The organism is Paenibacillus sp. DMB5, assembly GCF_001517085.1.
Classification (GTDB): Bacteria; Bacillota; Bacilli; order Paenibacillales; family Paenibacillaceae; genus Paenibacillus_AQ.
On record NZ_LRAC01000171.1, the window covers coordinates 39,982 to 57,806 of the forward strand.

At 53.2% G+C, this 17,825-nt stretch carries 14 protein-coding genes, 1 pseudogene and 1 riboswitch; of the genes and pseudogenes, 9 read left to right on the forward strand and 6 right to left on the reverse strand.

Annotated elements, in window-relative coordinates; genetic code table 11:
• Positions 1-128: 128 nt before the first annotated feature.
• The 3 genes and pseudogenes from lipA to AWJ19_RS32180 all read right to left on the reverse strand — a co-directional run bounded on the left by lipA (position 129) and on the right by AWJ19_RS32180 (position 4,422).
• A complete protein-coding gene (gene lipA, locus AWJ19_RS32170; RefSeq protein ID WP_068729740.1) occupies positions 129-1,034 on the reverse strand; it encodes a lipoyl synthase in 906 nt (301 codons plus the stop codon).
• 322 nt (positions 1,035-1,356) lie between these two features.
• On the reverse strand, positions 1,357-2,817 hold the full coding sequence (locus AWJ19_RS32175; protein ID WP_068729742.1) for an amino acid permease: 1,461 nt from the start codon (positions 2,815-2,817) through the stop codon (positions 1,357-1,359).
• A 158-nt stretch (positions 2,818-2,975) separates the two neighbouring features.
• Positions 2,976-3,189, reverse strand: a riboswitch (Lysine riboswitch).
• Between the two features lie 100 nt (positions 3,190-3,289).
• A pseudogene (locus AWJ19_RS32180) lies at positions 3,290-4,422 on the reverse strand (virulence factor).
• 160 nt (positions 4,423-4,582) lie between these two features.
• On the opposite strand from AWJ19_RS32180, the gene AWJ19_RS32185 reads away from it, so the two are divergent.
• Complete coding sequence (locus tag AWJ19_RS32185) at positions 4,583-5,578, forward strand: MBL fold metallo-hydrolase (RefSeq protein WP_068729744.1); 996 nt, start codon at positions 4,583-4,585, stop codon at positions 5,576-5,578.
• A gap of 119 nt (positions 5,579-5,697) precedes the next feature.
• Complete coding sequence (locus AWJ19_RS32190; protein WP_068729746.1) at positions 5,698-7,323, forward strand: ATP-binding cassette domain-containing protein; 1,626 nt, start codon at positions 5,698-5,700, stop codon at positions 7,321-7,323.
• 113 nt (positions 7,324-7,436) lie between these two features.
• Here the strand turns inward: AWJ19_RS32190 and AWJ19_RS32195 are convergent, their stop codons facing one another.
• Positions 7,437-7,622: a hypothetical protein gene (locus AWJ19_RS32195; RefSeq protein ID WP_068729748.1), complete on the reverse strand. Its 186-nt coding sequence runs from the start codon at positions 7,620-7,622 to the stop codon at positions 7,437-7,439.
• Between the two features lie 141 nt (positions 7,623-7,763).
• On the opposite strand from AWJ19_RS32195, the gene AWJ19_RS32200 reads away from it, so the two are divergent.
• Both AWJ19_RS32200 and AWJ19_RS32205 read left to right on the forward strand, forming a co-directional pair.
• Entirely contained in the window at positions 7,764-8,651 is an 888-nt protein-coding gene (locus AWJ19_RS32200) for a cation diffusion facilitator family transporter (protein WP_068729750.1), read from the forward strand.
• 188 nt (positions 8,652-8,839) lie between these two features.
• Positions 8,840-9,904 (forward strand): C40 family peptidase, encoded by a 1,065-nt coding sequence (locus AWJ19_RS32205; RefSeq protein ID WP_068729752.1) that lies wholly within the window; start codon positions 8,840-8,842, stop codon positions 9,902-9,904.
• A gap of 270 nt (positions 9,905-10,174) precedes the next feature.
• On the opposite strand, the gene AWJ19_RS32210 is transcribed toward AWJ19_RS32205, so the two are convergent.
• Both AWJ19_RS32210 and AWJ19_RS34485 read right to left on the reverse strand, forming a co-directional pair.
• A complete protein-coding gene (locus AWJ19_RS32210; RefSeq protein WP_068729754.1) occupies positions 10,175-10,552 on the reverse strand; it encodes a hypothetical protein in 378 nt (125 codons plus the stop codon).
• Between the two features lie 287 nt (positions 10,553-10,839).
• Complete coding sequence (locus tag AWJ19_RS34485; protein WP_042180844.1) at positions 10,840-11,007, reverse strand: DUF1328 domain-containing protein; 168 nt, start codon at positions 11,005-11,007, stop codon at positions 10,840-10,842.
• Positions 11,008-11,193: 186 nt separating this feature from the next.
• Between AWJ19_RS34485 and AWJ19_RS32215 the strand changes: the two genes are divergently transcribed.
• The 5 genes from AWJ19_RS32215 (at position 11,194) to AWJ19_RS32235 (ending at position 17,804) form a co-directional block, all read left to right on the forward strand.
• On the forward strand, positions 11,194-11,700 hold the full coding sequence (locus AWJ19_RS32215) for a DUF948 domain-containing protein (protein ID WP_068729756.1): 507 nt from the start codon (positions 11,194-11,196) through the stop codon (positions 11,698-11,700).
• Positions 11,701-11,762: 62 nt separating this feature from the next.
• Entirely contained in the window at positions 11,763-12,299 is a 537-nt protein-coding gene (locus tag AWJ19_RS32220; protein ID WP_068729758.1) for a hypothetical protein, read from the forward strand.
• Positions 12,300-12,395: 96 nt separating this feature from the next.
• Positions 12,396-12,743 (forward strand): general stress protein, encoded by a 348-nt coding sequence (locus tag AWJ19_RS32225; protein WP_068729760.1) that lies wholly within the window; start codon positions 12,396-12,398, stop codon positions 12,741-12,743.
• A gap of 223 nt (positions 12,744-12,966) precedes the next feature.
• A complete protein-coding gene (locus tag AWJ19_RS32230) occupies positions 12,967-14,136 on the forward strand; it encodes a fused response regulator/phosphatase (protein ID WP_068729763.1) in 1,170 nt (389 codons plus the stop codon).
• Positions 14,136-17,804, forward strand: coding sequence for a response regulator (locus AWJ19_RS32235; RefSeq protein WP_068729765.1), 3,669 nt, complete (start codon positions 14,136-14,138; stop codon positions 17,802-17,804). Before AWJ19_RS32230 ends, AWJ19_RS32235 begins: the two co-directional genes overlap by 1 nt.
• Positions 17,805-17,825: the final 21 nt, after the last annotated feature.

Sequence of the window (17,825 nt, forward strand, 5' to 3'; positions counted from 1 at the left end):
AATAAAGTGAAGTACCGTCGAGTTTAACTTTGTCTATATCCGCCTTATGCTTGTCTAACCGCATCGCCGGGTACTCCCTTCGTCAGAACTTAAATAACGCCAGCTATCTCTATGACCGGAACCCCTGCTCAGTTCTCACTCACAGCGGCTTCCGTACCCGCAGCAGCCGATTTCGCGCTCTCCGTTTGCTCCCGGGCATGATAGGAGCTGCGGACAAGCGGACCCGCCTCGACATGTGCAAAGCCGAGGGCCAGTCCCTCGCGCTTCAGCTCAGCGAATTCTGACGGTTCATAATAGCGGTCGACCCCAATATGCTTGAATGTAGGCTGCAAGTACTGACCGATCGTCAGAATGTCACAGCCTGCAGCTCTCAAATCCTTCATCGCTTCGATGATCTCTTCCTTCGTCTCACCCAGCCCGACCATCATGCCGGATTTCGTCGTCTGCTCCGGACGCAGCTCTTTCGCAAGGCGCAGCACAGAAAGAGATCGCTGGTATTTCGCCTTCGCCCGCACTTTGTCCGACAGCCGGCTTACAGTTTCTAAATTATGGTTCAAAACATCCGGCTTCGCCGCCAGTACGAGAGCAAGCCGATTCACTTCCCCGCCTAAATCCGGGATCAGTACCTCGATGTCCGTCAGTGGATTGCTCTCACGTACCGCTGTAATCGTCGCAGCGAACATCGAAGCTCCGTGATCGTTCAGATCATCCCGGGCAACGGAAGTAATGACGACATGCTTAAGCCCCATCTCCTTGACCGACTGTGCCACATGCCGCGGCTCCTCGAGATCAAGTTCCGTCGGTAAACCCGAGGTAACGGCGCAGAACCGGCAGGCGCGTGTACAAATATTCCCCAGAATCATGAAAGTCGCTGTCCGCTGACTCCAGCATTCATAAATGTTCGGACATTTTGCCTCTTCACAGACCGTGTGAAGCTTGCGGCCGCGCATCATCGAGTTAATCTCTTTATAACCGTCCCCCGTATTCAGCGATATTTTAAGCCAATCGGGTTTACGTTCTCTTGCCTTCTGCATTGTCAGCCTCCCATATTCAAATGTAATGAATAATTTCTGCTTGCCATGCTGTGAAATCGGACATAGGGCTGATGGAAGCCTATGCTTATTTTTACAATAGTCTACCGCCTGGCACATGAACAACGCAAGAAATATTCGTAACAATTTTAAGAAAATCATTTCACGTCTGCAGACCGGCCAGTCATTCTGACAGAGGGAGTACAACCGGGAGCATAGAAAGGAATGTAAGCTGAACGATAAACAAAAAAGGATGCTCCGCGCCATACCGGCAGCGGGAGCATCCTTTTTAATAGGGTAAATAGTTCAACAGCTGAACAATGGCTTAATCCGCATGAGTGCTGAGATCGCAGTCCTGGAGCGGAATAAGTCGGCTAGGTCTGAACCAGCGGTAACCGGCCCAGATCAGCAGGAACAGCGGCAGGCTGACGTAGGAGACCAGCACGCCGTACCAGTCGATGCTTCCGCCGGTGAAGGCGCCCATGTTCTGGCCGAGTACGGCAATCATGCACAGTGCGAAGGCAAAGAGCGGGCCGAACGGGAACCATCTGGCCCGGTACGGCAGCTCATCCAGCGAATGGCCCTGCTTGACGAAGGCACGGCGGAACCGGTAATGGCAGACGGCAATCCCCAGCCAGTTGATAAAGCCGCACATCCCGGAGGCATTAAGCAGCCAGTTGTAAACAGCGCCGTCGCCAAAGAAGGAGGCGAGGAAGGCCAGCATGCCCACCGCTGTAGTCACCAGGAGGGCGCCGACAGGCACGCCGCGGCGGTTCAGCCTGCCGAGCGCACGCGGTGCCATGCCGTCTTTGGCCATTGCGTAGAGCACGCGGGTGGAGGCATACATCCCGGAGTTACCGGCCGACAGGACGGAGCTCAGGATGACGGCATTCATTACGGAAGCGGCGATAGCCAGTCCGGCTTTGTTGAAGACAATCGTGAACGGGCTGACGCCGATGTCATCGATGCCGCCGCGCAGCAGGTCGGGATTCGTATAAGGAATCACCAGGCCGATAACTAGAATGGCGAAGATGTAGAAGATCATAATCCGCCAGAATACCTGGCGGATGGCAATCGGCACATTACGGCGCGGATTCTCGCTCTCGCCGGCGGCAACGCCGACCAGCTCGGTTCCCTGGAAGGAGAAGCCGGCAGCCATAAAGACACCGACGAAGGCGAAGAAGCCGCCGTGGAACGAGCTGCCGCCCAGCTGGAAGTTGCTGAAGCCGATCCGCTCGCCGCCCATAATGCCGAAGATCATCAGCACGCCGACAATCAGGAAGACGATAACGGTAATGATCTTGATAATAGCGAACCAGTATTCCGACTCCCCGTATCCGCGGGAGGAGAGGAAGTTAAGGCCGAACATCACCAGCAGGAACACCAGGCTCCAGAGGGCCGAGGAGCTCTCAGGGAACCAATACTTGATAATGACCGTTGCGGCGGCCAGCTCGGCTGCTATGGTTACCGCCCAGTTGTACCAGAAATTCCAGCCGATAGCGAAGCCGAAGGCCGGGCTGACAAACCGGGTGCCGTAAGTGCTGAAGGAACCGGAGTCCGGCAGGTAGGTGGCCAGCTCACCGAGGCTGGTCATCAGGAAGTACACCATGAGCCCAACTGCAGCATAGGCGAGAAGGGCTCCGCCCGGACCGGAGTTGGCAATGGCGCCGCCGCTGGCCAGGAACAGCCCGGTTCCGATCGAGCCCCCGAGGGCAATCATCGTCAGATGTCTGGCTTTAAAGGTTTTGCGCAGTGCCGGCTGCTGGTTGTCTTGTGTTGCTTGCATAAAATGGACACTCCTTCTGAAAGTTCGTGTTTCTGTTCATGAAGGGGAGTGGTATACGAAGCCGCCCTCATGTATGAGGGCGGCAAATCCTGTAGGCGCAAAAAAACCGCAGACGGATCTGCGGTTTCCTGAAAATACGGCTCCGCATCATACTCCCTGTTTAAGATAGCGCAACACAGTGCAGAATCCTGCAGGCAATAGCGGCCTGCAGTACACAGTGACAGTTCCGTGCCTGTTCGGCAACGGCCCCAGTCTGCGCGGCATTAGGAGCGGCGGCGCAGACTTCGGCGGATATTCCTTTCGGCGGCTTCATTGACGGCTCTTAACGTCTCAACGCGCGTACTTATAATATTCGCGACCTCTACCTCATCTTAGGTATGATGAGGCTATCTTTATACAATATGAACACAACAGGAATTAGTATAATGCAATTCATGAGGGTCATGCAATAACAAAATACGGCAGGTGCGTGTCAGGTACGGCGGCGCTCCGACATTTGCTGCCAGACGGTGCCGGCTGCTTCCTCGCCGGAGGCGATCCGCTCCAGCGCCATGCGTGCCTGCAGGCCGACCTCGAATTCCGGGTCGTCGGCCGCAGCTGCCAGGGCATCCTGCGCTTCGGCAGTGCCCACCTCATAAAGGAAGCGCGCCGCCCGCCAGCGGACGAGCTTGCTGGCATCCTTAAGCGCCGCCGTCATCACCGGCGTCGCAGCCGGATCGCCGATGTCGGACAGCGTGTCCCCGGCCGTGCGCCGCACGGCGGGGCACTGTCTGCCATCGCCTCATAGAGCAGCTCCATCGCCTCAGGCGTGCGGATGTCGCCCAGATACACGACCGCAAGCCTGCGCAGCTGCAGCTTGGGGTCGTGCAGCGCCTTGCGCAGCTCCGGCAGGAGCTCTGCACTCGGCGCCAGGTCCTCCAGCGCGGCGTAGCGCACGCGCCAGTCATCGTCCTGCAGGTCTCGCAGCAGCTCGGCCTGCCCCTTCTTCTGCCGCTGCTCGACGAACTCGCCGGCGGCCCCGTGCGCGATGGCCTGCTGCACGAGGGAGTCGAGGCGTTCCTGCGGATACGCCGCCTCCAGCTCCTGCTCGACCTCGCGGGCAATTTCCGGCGGCTCGCCGTAGCGGACGCCGTAATCGGTTAGCTTGCGCTCCTTGATCAGCACAGCGCTGGCCACATCCGTCACCGCCTGCGTGAAGCGGCTGGAGAGGGCGATGCGCTCCTCATTCGCGCCTGTCTTCACTCGGATCTGGATCGGGATGCCGCGGAACATCTGAACGAACACCTGCGATTCCCCGAAATGGGCGCCGGCGTTCTCATCCTCCAGATTGATCTCTGCGCTGAGGCCGTCTGCGCCGAACCGGCGCTGCACCTCGCGGAGAATCGCCGCCCAGTCGGCGCTGCCCTTGCGTTCCAGGGCAGCGAAGTCGGCGGCGTGGTAAATGCTGGTCACGCCGGGAATGGTCAGCATATCCCGCGCCCAGGAAGGGGCGCTGCGCTCGCTCTCTGGTGTATAAGTCCGGCGGATGCCGGGCTCCAGGCTCTCGTCCAGATGAAGCTTCATCGTATTGGGACTTGGAGTCGGTTCAATAAAAGTGATCTTCATACGTTTAGCTCCCCTTTGACCGGTACATACACCGTAGTCTTTACCCGCATTTTACATCATAATACGTGCGGAATACAAAATGCGGGCTGGCGGAGACAGCTTAATCTTGCCCTGAAATGGGTAAAATTTGTACTGAATCCTGTTAAGGAGAGATGCCGTTATGGCTAAAATAAGATATCGCAATATCGATAATGTCGGCGTCGACAAGACGCTTAAAGAGCTGCGCCAATGGCGGGAGGAGCGCCGGACGAAGCAGAAGGATTATTCCTATAAGGTGCCGAATCATCCGCCGGAGCTGACTTACCTCACCGGGAACCGGCTGGATACGACGATCACCTGGATCGGGCATTCCACCTTTTTCATGCAATATGAGGGGCTTAACATCATTACCGACCCGATCTGGGCCCGCCGGCTCGGCTTCGAGAAACGGATCGGCCAGCCGGGGATTCCGCTGAATGAGGTGCCGCCCGTGGATCTGATCCTGATTTCGCATTCCCATTATGATCACCTGCATTTTCCCTCGGTCCGCAAGCTGTACAAGGCGGCCACAAAGATTGTCGTTCCGGCCGGCCTTAAGCGCAAAATGCTCCGCAAGGGCTTTCCGAACTGCTATGAGATGCAGTGGTGGGAGGAGCTTACGCTGGGGCCGCTCAAGCTGACCTTTGTGCCGACCCAGCACTGGACCCGGCGCACGCCCTTTGATACCAACAGCTCCCACTGGGGAGGGTATGTGCTTCAGCCCGCCGAGCCCGGCAAGCATCCGGAAGGGGAGCAGAACGGGCAGAAGCGCAAGCTCCCGCCTAACTTGTATTTTGCCGGAGACAGCGGCTTCTTTCCGGGCTTCAAGGAAATTGGCAGCCGCTTCAAGCTGCATATCGCCCTGATGCCGATCGGGGCATATGAGCCGGAGTGGTTTATGAGCTCGCAGCATGTGAATCCGGAGGAGGCGGTGCAGGCTTTTCTGGATGTGGGTGCAGAGCTGATGATTCCGATGCATTTCGGCACCTTTCGGCTGGCGGATGATACGGCGCGGGAGGCGCTGGACCGGATGGAGCTGGCCCGCAAGGCCCAGGGAATCAGCCCGGAGCGGATACGGACCCTGGGTTACGGGGAGACGCTTATCGTGCACCCGGAGGAACGCTATTCGGGGCAATAAAGGGTACACATAGGGATTTAGTGCCAAAAGCGCGGAAACAACGTGATCTTACGGGCTATTTGCCCTGATTTTATGCTATAATGAGCCGAAACCCTAAGTGAAAAGGATGGTAATGCTTAATGATTAGCACAAGCGGCGTAACACTCCGCTACGGAAAACGCGCACTTTTTGAAGATGTAAACATAAAATTCACACCAGGAAACTGCTACGGCCTGATCGGGGCGAACGGTGCCGGTAAATCTACTTTTCTGAAGATCCTGTCCGGCGAGATTGAAGCCAACACCGGTGAGGTGCATATGACTCCGGGCGAACGTATGGCTGTATTGAAGCAGAACCATTTTGAGTACGATGAATACCCGGTTCTGGAGACAGTTATCATGGGGCATACCCGCCTGTATGAGATTATGAAGGAAAAGGATGCGCTCTATGCCAAGAGCGACTTCACCGAAGCCGACGGCCTGCGCGCCGGTGAGCTTGAGGGTGAATTTGCCGAGCTGAACGGCTGGGATGCGGAGCCGGATGCGGCTGCCATGCTGATTGGTCTGGGTATTACGCGCGAGCTGCATGACAAGAAAATGGCCGAACTCAGCGGCAATGAGAAGGTCCGGGTACTCTTGGCCCAGGCTCTGTTCGGACGTCCGAACAACCTGCTGCTCGATGAGCCTACCAACCACTTGGATCTGGAATCCATCGGCTGGCTGGAGAACTTCCTTATGGATTATGAAGGTACTGTTATCGTGGTATCCCATGACCGTCACTTCCTGAACAAGGTCTGCACGCATATTGCGGATATCGATTTCGGCAAAATCCAGATGTATGTCGGCAACTACGATTTCTGGTACGAGTCCAGCCAGCTGGCCCAGACCCTGCAGCGTGATGCCAATAAGAAGAAGGAAGACAAGATCAAGGAACTGCAGGCGTTCATCCAGCGTTTCTCGGCGAATGCTTCCAAATCCAAGCAGGCGACTTCCCGTAAAAAACAGCTCGAGAAGATTACACTGGACGATATCCGTCCATCAAATCGTAAATATCCGTTCCTCAACTTCAAGCCGGAGCGTGAAGCCGGTAAGCAGCTGCTTACGGTCAGCGGCCTGACAAAGACAGTGGAAGGCGAGAAAGTGCTGGACGAATTCAGCATTGTGGTGAACAAAGGCGATAAGATTGCTTTTGTGGGCCCGAATTCCCAGCCAAAATCCATGCTGTTTGATATCCTGATGGGCGAGAAGGAAGCGGATGCCGGCGAGTACTCTTGGGGCGTAACGACTACCCAGGCGTATTTCCCGAAAGACAACTCCAGCTATTTTGACGGGGTTCAAATGAATCTGGTGGAATGGCTGCGCCAATATTCCAAGGATCAGGACGAAACCTTCCTGCGCGGCTTCCTGGGCCGGATGCTGTTCTCCGGTGAAGAGGCGCTGAAGAAGGCAAGCGTGCTGTCCGGGGGAGAGAAGGTCCGCTGCATGCTGGCCAAAATGATGCTGAACGGCGCGAACGTACTCGTATTTGATGAGCCTACCAACCACTTGGATCTGGAATCCATCACGGCGCTCAACAACGGGCTGATTGATTTTGACGGCACGATTCTCTTTACTTCCCATGACCATCAGTTCATTCAGACCATCGCCAACCGGATTATCGAAATTACTCCAGCTGGTGTGATTGACCGGTCCATGAGCTATGATGAGTACCTGGAGAATCCCGAAATTAAGGAACTGCGCCAGCGCATGTATCCAGTCGAAGTATAATGGAATGAATACAATGAACAGTTACTGTTCATAACACAACGGCTGCGTTATCCTGAAGAGGATGACGCAGCCGTTTATGTTACCTTATAAAGTTAACCCCAGGACCTAAAGTCCTAGGAGCCGCCGGTGCGGCGGCGCTGATTGTTAGGCTTTTTGTTGTTCTGGCTCTTCAGCGGCTTGGCTGAGCCGGCCTGGAACGACGAACCCGGTTTGTTGCTGTTCTGCTGTTTCTTCTGCTCCAGCTTCTGGCGGATGGCATCGGCCAGATTGATCTTCGGCTTTTCGGTATTTTCGCTCATTATGTTACCCCCTTATGAAGCAAGTCCTATTCCTCATTTTAATTGTTTTTAAATGCCGCCACAAGGGCAAGAATAATTCAAGAAATCAATTGCCGGAGCGGGTCCGGGACAAAAAAATGAAACAATAGGGAGTGTCAGCCGGTGGCCGATATTTATGAGGATATACGTAAAGGTGAACGCGGGGCGATGATCAGTATTGCCGCCTATCTCGTTCTGTCCGCTTTTAAGCTGGTCAGCGGCTATTTATTCGGCTCCAGCGCCCTGCTGGCCGACGGTTTCAACAACCTGACGGATATAGTAGCTTCTGCTGCAGTGCTGATCGGGCTGCGGATTTCCCGTAAGCCGCCTGACTCCGATCATCCGTACGGGCATTTCCGGGCCGAGACTGTCGCCGCCCTGCTGGCATCTTTTATTATGGCGATGGTTGGCATACAGGTTATCGTTGAAGCTGTGCGTTCGCTGTTTGAAGGAGCCAGGGAGGTTCCCGATCTATGGTCGGCAGGTGTGGCTGTGGTGTGTTCAGCGGCGATGATGGGGGTATATATTTATAACAAGAGATTAGCCATGCGGATTAACAACAGTGCCCTGATGGCCGCAGCCAAAGATAATTTCTCGGATGCCATGGTCAGTATCGGGGCAGCGGCAGGGATTATCGGCGCGCAGTTCGGCCTGCCGTGGATTGATTCTGCTGCTGCAGCCCTGGTAGGGCTGCTCATTTCCAAGACAGCCTGGGATATATTCCGTGATGCTACCTACAGGCTGACTGACGGTTTTGAGGAGGCCAGGCTGCTTGATCTGCGCAGCACGATTGCCAGGACTCCAGGGGTGGAAGGGATTAAAGATATTAAAGCCCGCGTCCACGGAAATCATGTTCTGGTCGATGTAGTCGTAGAGGTTGATGCCGCCATCAGCGTGACAGAAGGCCACCTGATCAGCGATTCGATCGAGGAGCGCATGAGCAGCAGGCATAACATTATGAATGTGCAGGTTCATGTCGAGCCTAAAAAGGACTCCCGGACTCCTAATTAGCTGTAATTTCCACCAAATCCAAGGAGAAATCAAGACTATAGACCCGGTGCTTACCATAACTTGGCAAGTGTTTTTGTGAAAATAGAAGCATGTTCCAATTCCCGCCTGCCCCTATAATGAGGGCAGAAAGCAACAATCGTAGCGCGCGCCGTTGTTGAATTCTCATCATGCATAAGCGGGGGAACGCTATGATCAGATCACATAAACAGCTAACAGCGTCGTTATTGGTCTCGGCATCAATTGCATTATCCTGGGGAGTGTTCAGCCCTCAGCAGGCATTCGCCGCACAGGCGGGTTCAACTGTTACGGCTTCTGCTTCGCTGACAGGCGTTATTCAATCTTCGGTTCGTCTGCGCACCAGCCCTTCTACAAGCGGCAGTGTGATTAAATATTTGAGCAAAGGCGATCAGGTAGTTATTCTTGAAGAAACCAACAGCTACTGGTACAAAGTCAGAACCGCTTCCGGCGAGGTCGGATATACCAGCTCGGGCGACCAGTACATCAGCGTTGCTTCCGCTCCTGCGGTAACACCTGCCGTACAGACAGCTGTTATTCAAGCGAGTGTCCGGCTCCGTGAAACCCCTTCGACCAGCGGGAAAGTGCTGGGTTACCTGAACGAAGGCGATCCGGTTGTTATCCTGGAGAAGACCAACAGCTACTGGTACAGGGTACAGACTGTAAGCGGCACTGTCGGCTATACCAGCTCGGCCGATCAATATATTAAACTGGACGGGGCTGCGCCAGCACCAACACCGGCTCCGGTACCAACGCCAGCACCAACACCAGCACCAACACCAGCACCTCCGGCACAGTCAGCTGTCATTGATAGTGTCATTGAGGCAGGCATGAAGTATTTGGGGACCCCTTATGAATTCGGCTCCAGCAGAAGCAATACCAGCACCTTTGACTGCTCGGATTTTATCCGGCAAATGTTCAAGGATGCCCTTAATTTAACTTTGCCTGCCGATTCCCGGCAGCAGGGCACCTGGGTGCGGGAGAACAGCACAGCGGTTACCGATATTTCCAGCCTCAAACGGGGCGATCTGATGTTCTTTATGGATTATAAGGGCAGCTCGGCTTCGGCTTATGCCGGAAAGGACAGATTTGGGGAACGGATAAGTCATGTGGCTATGTATCTGGGAGACGGAAAGATCCTGCATACGTATTCCGTATCTTCCGGCGGTGTAAGAGTGGACAATCTAAGTGCTTCCTGGACGAACCGCTTCCTTTACGGAGGTTCGGTGATCCGCTAATTATAAGCCGCTAATGATAAATAGAGGAAACGATGAGGAAGCGGCAGCAGTACAATGTTTGTGACGGGTGAAATAGGGCAGTTACGGTGGGCTATCTCTGTAGCAGAAATTCTTCTGCAGAGGTAGCCCTTTTTTTGGCCGCCTTCTCTGAAGGACGGCATAGCCGTTTCTACTTGTGTTATCCTAAAAAAGCAAACAGCAGCCGTAAGACTGGAAGTCTCAGGCTGCTGTATATGCCCCGGTAGGGGCATAAGCCGGGTCCCGGCTGTATTATGGAGTAATTACATAAGCGGAAGCAGGAACCTTGATCCATGCTTTGCCGAGCCAGGTGTAAACCTCTCTCCATTCATTGCCCCAGGCATCGGTCGTCACAGCTCCGGTTGTATCAATGGTCTGTGCGCTGAGCCAGCCGGCCGGAGTCACGCTGGAAGTGGAGAAATGGAAAGGAGTTGCTTTTGTCAAAATAATCATTGGAGTCGCCGGTTTAATATCTGCCGGAGTAATTACAGTTTCGAATTGTTCACTGTAAGTGCTTGCAGTAACTGTAGTGGACGGATCTGCAGTGCCTGTAACTTCTGCCGCTGAAGCCGATGCTGCCATGGTTGCCATGAGACCTGCTGCTACTGCGAAACTGGCTAATTTTTTCATCTGTGATTCCTCCTAGTGTGGTTTTGGGTTAGCGGTTTTTTCCAAGTTTGTACTGTGCTAATATGCATGTAAACAAAAAGGGGCGGCAGTGAACCAGCCGCCAAAAAAAACTTTAAATTTGCATAACGGAGGGGGAGGCCTATACTTTCTGCTGTCTGAATAGGATATAGGAACAGTCGATAATCCGTACATAAAAAACAACCCGGAGCTCCTCGTTTGGAGACTCCGGGTCTGCAGCAGCATTATTATATTTGCAAGTTCATAGCTGAACATTCCTTTGAATAGGACTACATTGACCTTCCGCGCTGCCCGGTAAAGAGCGAGACAATGAACAGAATCAGGAAGATAAAGAATAAGACTTTGGCAATGCCGACTGCAGCTCCTACAATATTAAAGAATCCGAATACACCGGCGATGAGTGCAATTACCAGCAGAATTACCGACCATTTCAGCATGTGAAGTCATCCTTTCTGTCAGGTGGTGTAGTCAATGTTTAAACGGGTTTAACCGCTCTGAAACATCACGGTCGCTTCTGGTCTTTAAGACTCTTGACAGGTTGTTTCGGGCTAATAACGTCAGGGTAACTATGCAGTAACAAGGCAGTGCAAGCAGACATTTATGACTTGGAAGGGGTTTTGAAAATGATCATTGAACTTAGCGTAGCATTAGTTGCTGTCGCCTTCGCCGTACTCGTCTTCTTTTTAATTAAAACGCTGAAGTCAGCAAAGGAATCCCTCGACAAAGTCAGCCAGACTCTGCAGGAAGTGCAGAAGACTGTGGATGAGCTTACCTATGAGATTAAGACAACCGTGCGGCATGCCAATGACATTACCGCAGATGTACAGGGCAAGATTCAGAAGATCGATCCTATTGTAGATTCTGTTAAAAATCTCGGTGATGTTATGAACGAACTGACCCTGACCGTTAAGCAGGTATCCGTTACCGTGATCGAGAAATACCGCAAATCCCGTGAGCTGAAGCAGAAGGCGGGAGCGGTCTCCATAGACGAAAAATCGTTGACTCCGGCAGAAGAGCGTACGGTGAAGTCCTATGACGCCGCATACGCCAAAAAAGCACCGGGTAAAATAGCAATGGCGCTGAAAGGTGTAGATACTGCAGCTGCGATCTGGCAAAAATTCCGGCACTAAACCCAAGGAAACAAAGTCCCATTACACAGCACCGGCGCACATTATGAAAGGCGGGACGTCTTATGAACGTCATCATTCTTTTGGTTAGTCTGCTTTCCTCTTATGTGACTACTCCCTCTGAGCAGAGGGAGCAGGCTCCTGTCAGCTTTTTCGCAGTGCAGCCCCAGGCCGTTCTGGCATTTGAACACAGTCTGGGAATGAACCCTTATATCAGCAGCTTCGATTCATTGGCTGGTGCAGCCTTGTACGCGCCGGAGGAAGAACTGCTGCTGGGCAAGGGCGCACCGCTGAATATTACAGCTGACCCGTGGCAGGAATGTCTGGAGTACCGGTACGCCGATATGTCAGCCGGAATATGCGGCGGCATCGTCACCTATATTCATGTCTCCCCGGCCCAGGCCGGATTATACGGACTGAAGCTGAATGAGGTAACGCTGAACCCGGCGGATAACAATGTGCGGGTGCTGCTGGGAAAACCGGATTTTATCGCTGATGACGGCGACGTGTATATAAGGGGAAACGAGGCGCTCAAGATTTACCGCAATCCGGTGACCGGTGAATGGGACGGAATTGATTTATTTGATGCAAATGCTTCATGAGGTGTTTCATAGGCTTCAGATGAGGTTAATAAAAGTACAGTTGTCTTCTCGGGGACAAACCTAACCTTACAATCTAAGCTTAAGGAGCGTGATCTCATGGGTTCAATCGGTGCGCAGTCGTATGCCAAGCTTTTAGAGAACGGTGTTCAGGCGATAGAAGAAGTGAACCGTCTGCGGGGCAGCGGTTACTCCAAGGATAACATTTATGTTATCAGTCATGATCAGGACCGTGAGAACCGCATTGCTGATGCGGCGAACACAAATGAGGTCGGCTTAGGCGAAGAAGGATTGTTTGGCGCTATTGCCAATCTCTTCCGTTCGCGCGGGGATGCTTTGCGTTCCAAAATTACGTCCCTTGGCTTCAGTCCTGCTGAAGCTGGCTTCTATGAGAAAGAACTGGATGCGGGTAAAGTTCTGGTCATTGCTAAGAAATATCCGCAATAAACAGCTTTTTCCGGCGTACCGGAATTATAGCACAATAGCGTAACCTCCATTTCCACTATCAGTAGTGGAAATGGAGGTTACTTTGTTGAATACGGAAACAATCCCATCCTTATTTGCCAAATTATTGAATTGTGGAAAGAGACAGTTTAATTATCGTATGATAAAAGGATGGAATACAAGGGATGATTACGGAGCTAACATTAATCGTGCGAGGTGAAGATGCTTGAAAATATTAATTGTTGACGACAATCCGACCAACGTAATTATAATCCGTGAAATCCTGAAAAAGGAAGACTACCGGAATTTTATAACCGCATCATCTGCTAAGGAAATGCTGAAGATTCTGGGAATCGGACCAGGTAGTGATACCCAGCGGCCGCGCCCGTCCGATGTGGATCTGATTCTGCTGGATATGATGATGCCGGAGATGGACGGGATTGAGGCCTGCCGTGTAGTTCAGCAGTATGAACATCTGCGTGATATTCCGATTATCATGGTCACTGCCGTGGGCGATTCCAAGAAACTGGCCGAAGCCCTAGATGCAGGGGCAGGTGATTATGTTACGAAACCGATAAATAAGGTTGAACTGATGGCCCGCATCCGCCTGGCGCTGCGCCTGAAGCGGGAGAAGGACTGGCATAAGGAGCGGGACCAGCGCATACAGGACGAGCTGAAGCTTGCCGCCTTGGTTCAGAATGCCGTACTTAGCCTGCCAATCAAGGAAGAGGACTTTGAAGTGCATGCCATTTATCAGCCCTCCTTTGAGCTGGCCGGCGACCTGTATGCCTGGTTTCCGCTGGGGGACGGCAGATATGCCGTGATTTTGCTTGATATGATGGGCCACGGGATCTCCTCGTCGCTGTTCTGTATGTTCCTGGCATCCGTGCTGAAGGATACGGTGACTACCTATGTGGAACCGGAAAAGGTGATCCAGGAGCTGAACCGCCGTTTCAATCAGCTGTACATTGAGAAGCAGCTGGTCCAGTATTATTTTACGGCCATCTATCTGGTTATTGATACCCGGATGAAGCGGATCGACTACGTGAACGCCGGGCATCCGCCAGGACTCTTCTTTGAAGGAGGGGCCAAGGAGCCGGTTCTTCTCGAAAGCAACTGCCACCCGGTAGGCTTGTTCGACCGGATTGACATTCAGCCGCAGAGCCTCAGCTTTGAAGAAGAGGGGCACCTGGTGCTGTATACGGACGGGCTGCTCGAAATGGCCGAGGGTGATCAGGAGGAACAGCTGAAGTTTATGACCGGACATTTGAACGGCGGACATGAATGGCGCGAGGAAGCGATGCGCGAAGCATTTTTCATAGACGAATCCGACCTGGAGCGCGATGACGATAAATGCCTGGTATGGATTACGCTGGGGAAAGGAACTGAACAGTAATGAAAATAAAAGCCAAGCTGCTGATCGGCTTCAGTGCGATGCTGGCCATAATGCTGGCGTTAACAATGATTGGCTACGATCGGCTTAATTATATGAGCAGTCAGCTGGACAGCTTTCAGGAAAGATATGACAAGGGGCGCGCTTCCTCCGGGCTGCGCGGCGAAGTTAATGATATGGCACGTATCCTGACCACGGCGATGCTTAATGCAGATGTAGAAACCGTAGAGGTTCAGAAGACAGAGCTTGAAAATAAGACGGTTAAGGCAGAAGGATATTTGAAAGCCATCGAAGCCTCACTTATCAGTGCTGATGAGGTCCAGATGCTGAACCGGATTGAGAATGCGTATACTGCTTATATTAATTATCAGAACAAGGCCGTCGAGATGCTCGAAGCCGGGTATTTCCAGAATGCCAACGCTTACCGGAACTCCGATGGACAGGATATCCAGAATGAAGTGCTGAACAGCCTGAATTCACTGTCAGACTATAATGCCACCCGGATGACGCAAGAGAATGCTTCAGCCCAGGCTGCTTATGAGCGATCTATTCAGATGGTATCCTTAATCATGGCCGTCGGGCTCCTGCTGGGGGTGGGTGTTATTCTGTGGGTAATTCCGAGCATCTCGCGCGGCCTTAACGTTGTCTCTATGATGATTACCAGCTTTGGCAGCGGAAAGATGCGGGCAATCCGCAGGATAAAGGTTAAGTCAAAGGATGAGATTGGTGACGTAGCCCGGGTCTTCCAGCAGATGGCTGAGGACATTGAGCAGAAGCAGCAGCTTGAAAAGGCATATACCCAGGCGCAAAGCGATCAGGCCTGGCTGAGCGGTAATATCGCACGTGTGACGGAGCTGCTGCGCGGTGTCAGTTCACTGGATCAGGTATCGCAGACCTTCATCAGCGAGTTCACTCCCGTGCTTGGTGCTCAATACGGGGCGCTTTATCTGAAAGACCTTCATAACCCTAACCGGCTTCTGGCAAGCGCCTTTTATGCAGGGGATGCCGAAGATGGCCTCAAGGAGTATTTTGACCTCGGCCAGGGCCTTGTCGGCCAGTGTGCATTAGATAAGACGCCGATCAGACTTGAAAGAGCGCCTGATGATTATATTAACGTGTCCTCCGGATTCGGGGATGCACATCCGGACCATATCTTTATTTATCCTGTACTGTTTGAGGATGAGGTGCTCGGTGTACTGGAGTTTGCTTCCTTTACGCCAAGTACTGTATTGCAGAATGAACTGCTTCACCAGCTGGCTAATAATCTCGGCATTATTCTTAATAATATTAACCGCAGAATGACAGTTGAAGAGCTGCTGCGGGAGTCTCAGGCACTGACGGAGGAATTGCAATGCCAGTCGGAGGAGCTGCAGACCCAGCAGGAGGAGCTTCGCCGTTCCAATGAGAACCTGGAGGAGCAGACGGATGCGCTTAAACGCTCCGAGGAACTGCTGCAGCGGCAGCAGGGCGAGCTTGAGCATTTCAATACAGAACTGGTTGCCAAAACCCGCGCCCTTCAGGAGCAGGTCCAGGAGGTCGAGGAGAAAAAGGACGAAATCGAACAGGCCCGCCTCCAGCTTGAGAAGCAGGCTATGCAGCTTGCCGTTACCGGGAAATACAAATCGGAGTTCCTGGCCAATATGTCGCATGAGCTCCGGACTCCGCTGAACAGCCTGCTTATCCTCTCCCAGCTGCTTACAGAGAATAAAGAAGGCAACCTCACGGAGAAACAGGTAGAGTTCGCCCATACGATCTATATGTCCGGTGCCGATCTGCTGAAGATGATTGATGAAATTCTCGATCTGTCCAAGGTGGATGCCGGAAAGATGGAGCTGAGCTATGAGGATATTCCGCTTACTGAGCTCAAGACATTCGTAAAACAGAACTTTGCCCCGCAGGCGGCCAAGAAGGGTCTGGCGCTGCGCTTGTCCTTTGAAGAGCCGCTGCCGGACAGCCTGTATACAGACAGCCACCGGCTCAAGCAGATTCTGCGCAATCTGCTGTCAAATGCCTTCAAGTTCACAAGCGAAGGCTTTGTAGAATTCTCGGTAAGCCGTGCCGTACCGGGCGCTCTGCCCGCGTTCCTGCCGGAGGAGTTCGAATATGTAGCCATTGCAGTAAAGGACAGCGGCATCGGCATTCCGGCAGACAAGACGGAAATTGTATTCGAGGCGTTCCAGCAGGTGGACGGCACGACCAGCCGGAAATACGGCGGGACAGGCCTGGGCCTGTCGATCAGCCGTGAGCTGGCCCGTCTGATGGGCGGAGCCATCGGGCTGGAATCGCGGGAAGGACAAGGCAGCGTATTTACCCTCTATCTGCCTGTAAAAGGCCATTACAGCCTGCTTCCGGGTGCCGTGGAAGCGGCGGCGGCCCACGAAGCAGCTACCCTGGCTGAATATGTGGAGGAGCTGCTTCCGGCCGGACCAAGTGAGGCGGTCCCTGCACCGCTCAACCCGGTTGTTGTGGAAGATGACCGTGAGGGACTCACGGCGGAAGATAAAGTCATTCTGATTGTTGAGGATGATGAGAGCTTCGCCAAGATTCTGCTCGGCATGGCCCGCGGCCGCGGCTTCAAAGGCCTGGTTGCCCTGCAGGGTGACACCGGCCTGCAGATGGCTAAGTCTTATCTGCCGGACGCTGTTATTCTCGATATCCAGCTGCCTGTTATTGACGGGTGGTCCATCCTGAGAGAGCTTAAGAGTGCCTCGCAGACTCGCCACATTCCAGTGCATGTCATCTCTGTCAATGATGAGGTGAAGCAGGGGCTGATGATGGGGGCGATGGCCTATCTAAGAAAGCCTTCCTCCAGACAGGCGCTGGAGAGAGCCTTCTCGCAGATTGAGAATTATACATCGAGCACCCTGAAGCGTCTTCTGATCGTTGAGGATGATGAAATCCAGCGGCGCTCCATCATGGAGCTGATCGGCCATGACGATGTAGCCATTACAGCAGTGTCGACCGGACAGGAAGCGCTCAGCGAGCTGCGCAGGCAACGGTACGACTGTATGGTGCTTGACCTTATGCTGGGTGATATGACCGGCTTTGAGCTGCTGGATCAGATCCGTGATGATGAGGAGCTTAATGATCTGCCGATCATTATTTATACAGGCAAGGATCTGGACAGCAAGGAAGAGACCCGCCTGCGTAAATATGCTGAATCCATTATCATCAAGGATGTCCGCTCGCCGGAGCGGCTGCTTGACGAAACAACACTGTTCCTGCACCGCGTGGAGGCCAATCTGCCGGAGGATAAGCGTAAAATTCTGCAGAAGCTGCACAATAAGGAGGAGCTCTTTGACGGCAAGAAGATACTGCTCGTTGATGACGACATCCGTAACGTCTTTGCCCTTTCCAGTGTCCTGGAAGGATATCATATGGAAGTGAAATTTGCCGAAAATGGCCGGGAGGCACTGGATATGCTTGTCGAGCATAATGATTTCGACCTGGTGCTGATGGATATGATGATGCCGGAAATGGACGGGTATGAGGCAATGCGCCGGATCCGCGAGATGCCGCAATATCAGAAGCTGCCGATTATTGCGCTCACCGCCAAAGCAATGAAAGAGGACCGGGCCAAGTGTATTGAAGCCGGAGCCTCTGATTATATGAAGAAACCGATCAGCACAGATCAGCTTCTCTCCCTAATGCGTGTATGGCTGTATTCGTAAGCCGGAAATTGGGGTAATAGC

What these genes read in the sequence shown, in the direction of transcription:
- lipA (WP_068729740.1), bottom strand. Translation starts at nt 1,034, where the DNA reads ATGCAGAAGGCAAGAGAACGTAAACCCGATTGGCTTAAAATATCGCTG.
- AWJ19_RS32175 (WP_068729742.1), bottom strand. Translation starts at nt 2,817, where the DNA reads ATGCAAGCAACACAAGACAACCAGCAGCCGGCACTGCGCAAAACCTTT.
- AWJ19_RS32185 (WP_068729744.1), top strand. Translation starts at nt 4,583, where the DNA reads ATGGCTAAAATAAGATATCGCAATATCGATAATGTCGGCGTCGACAAG.
- AWJ19_RS32190 (WP_068729746.1), top strand. Translation starts at nt 5,698, where the DNA reads ATGATTAGCACAAGCGGCGTAACACTCCGCTACGGAAAACGCGCACTT.
- AWJ19_RS32195 (WP_068729748.1), bottom strand. Translation starts at nt 7,622, where the DNA reads ATGAGCGAAAATACCGAAAAGCCGAAGATCAATCTGGCCGATGCCATC.
- AWJ19_RS32205 (WP_068729752.1), top strand. Translation starts at nt 8,840, where the DNA reads ATGATCAGATCACATAAACAGCTAACAGCGTCGTTATTGGTCTCGGCA.
- AWJ19_RS32210 (WP_068729754.1), bottom strand. Translation starts at nt 10,552, where the DNA reads ATGAAAAAATTAGCCAGTTTCGCAGTAGCAGCAGGTCTCATGGCAACC.
- AWJ19_RS34485 (WP_042180844.1), bottom strand. Translation starts at nt 11,007, where the DNA reads ATGCTGAAATGGTCGGTAATTCTGCTGGTAATTGCACTCATCGCCGGT.
- AWJ19_RS32215 (WP_068729756.1), top strand. Translation starts at nt 11,194, where the DNA reads ATGATCATTGAACTTAGCGTAGCATTAGTTGCTGTCGCCTTCGCCGTA.
- AWJ19_RS32220 (WP_068729758.1), top strand. Translation starts at nt 11,763, where the DNA reads ATGAACGTCATCATTCTTTTGGTTAGTCTGCTTTCCTCTTATGTGACT.
- AWJ19_RS32225 (WP_068729760.1), top strand. Translation starts at nt 12,396, where the DNA reads ATGGGTTCAATCGGTGCGCAGTCGTATGCCAAGCTTTTAGAGAACGGT.
- AWJ19_RS32235 (WP_068729765.1), top strand. Translation starts at nt 14,136, where the DNA reads ATGAAAATAAAAGCCAAGCTGCTGATCGGCTTCAGTGCGATGCTGGCC.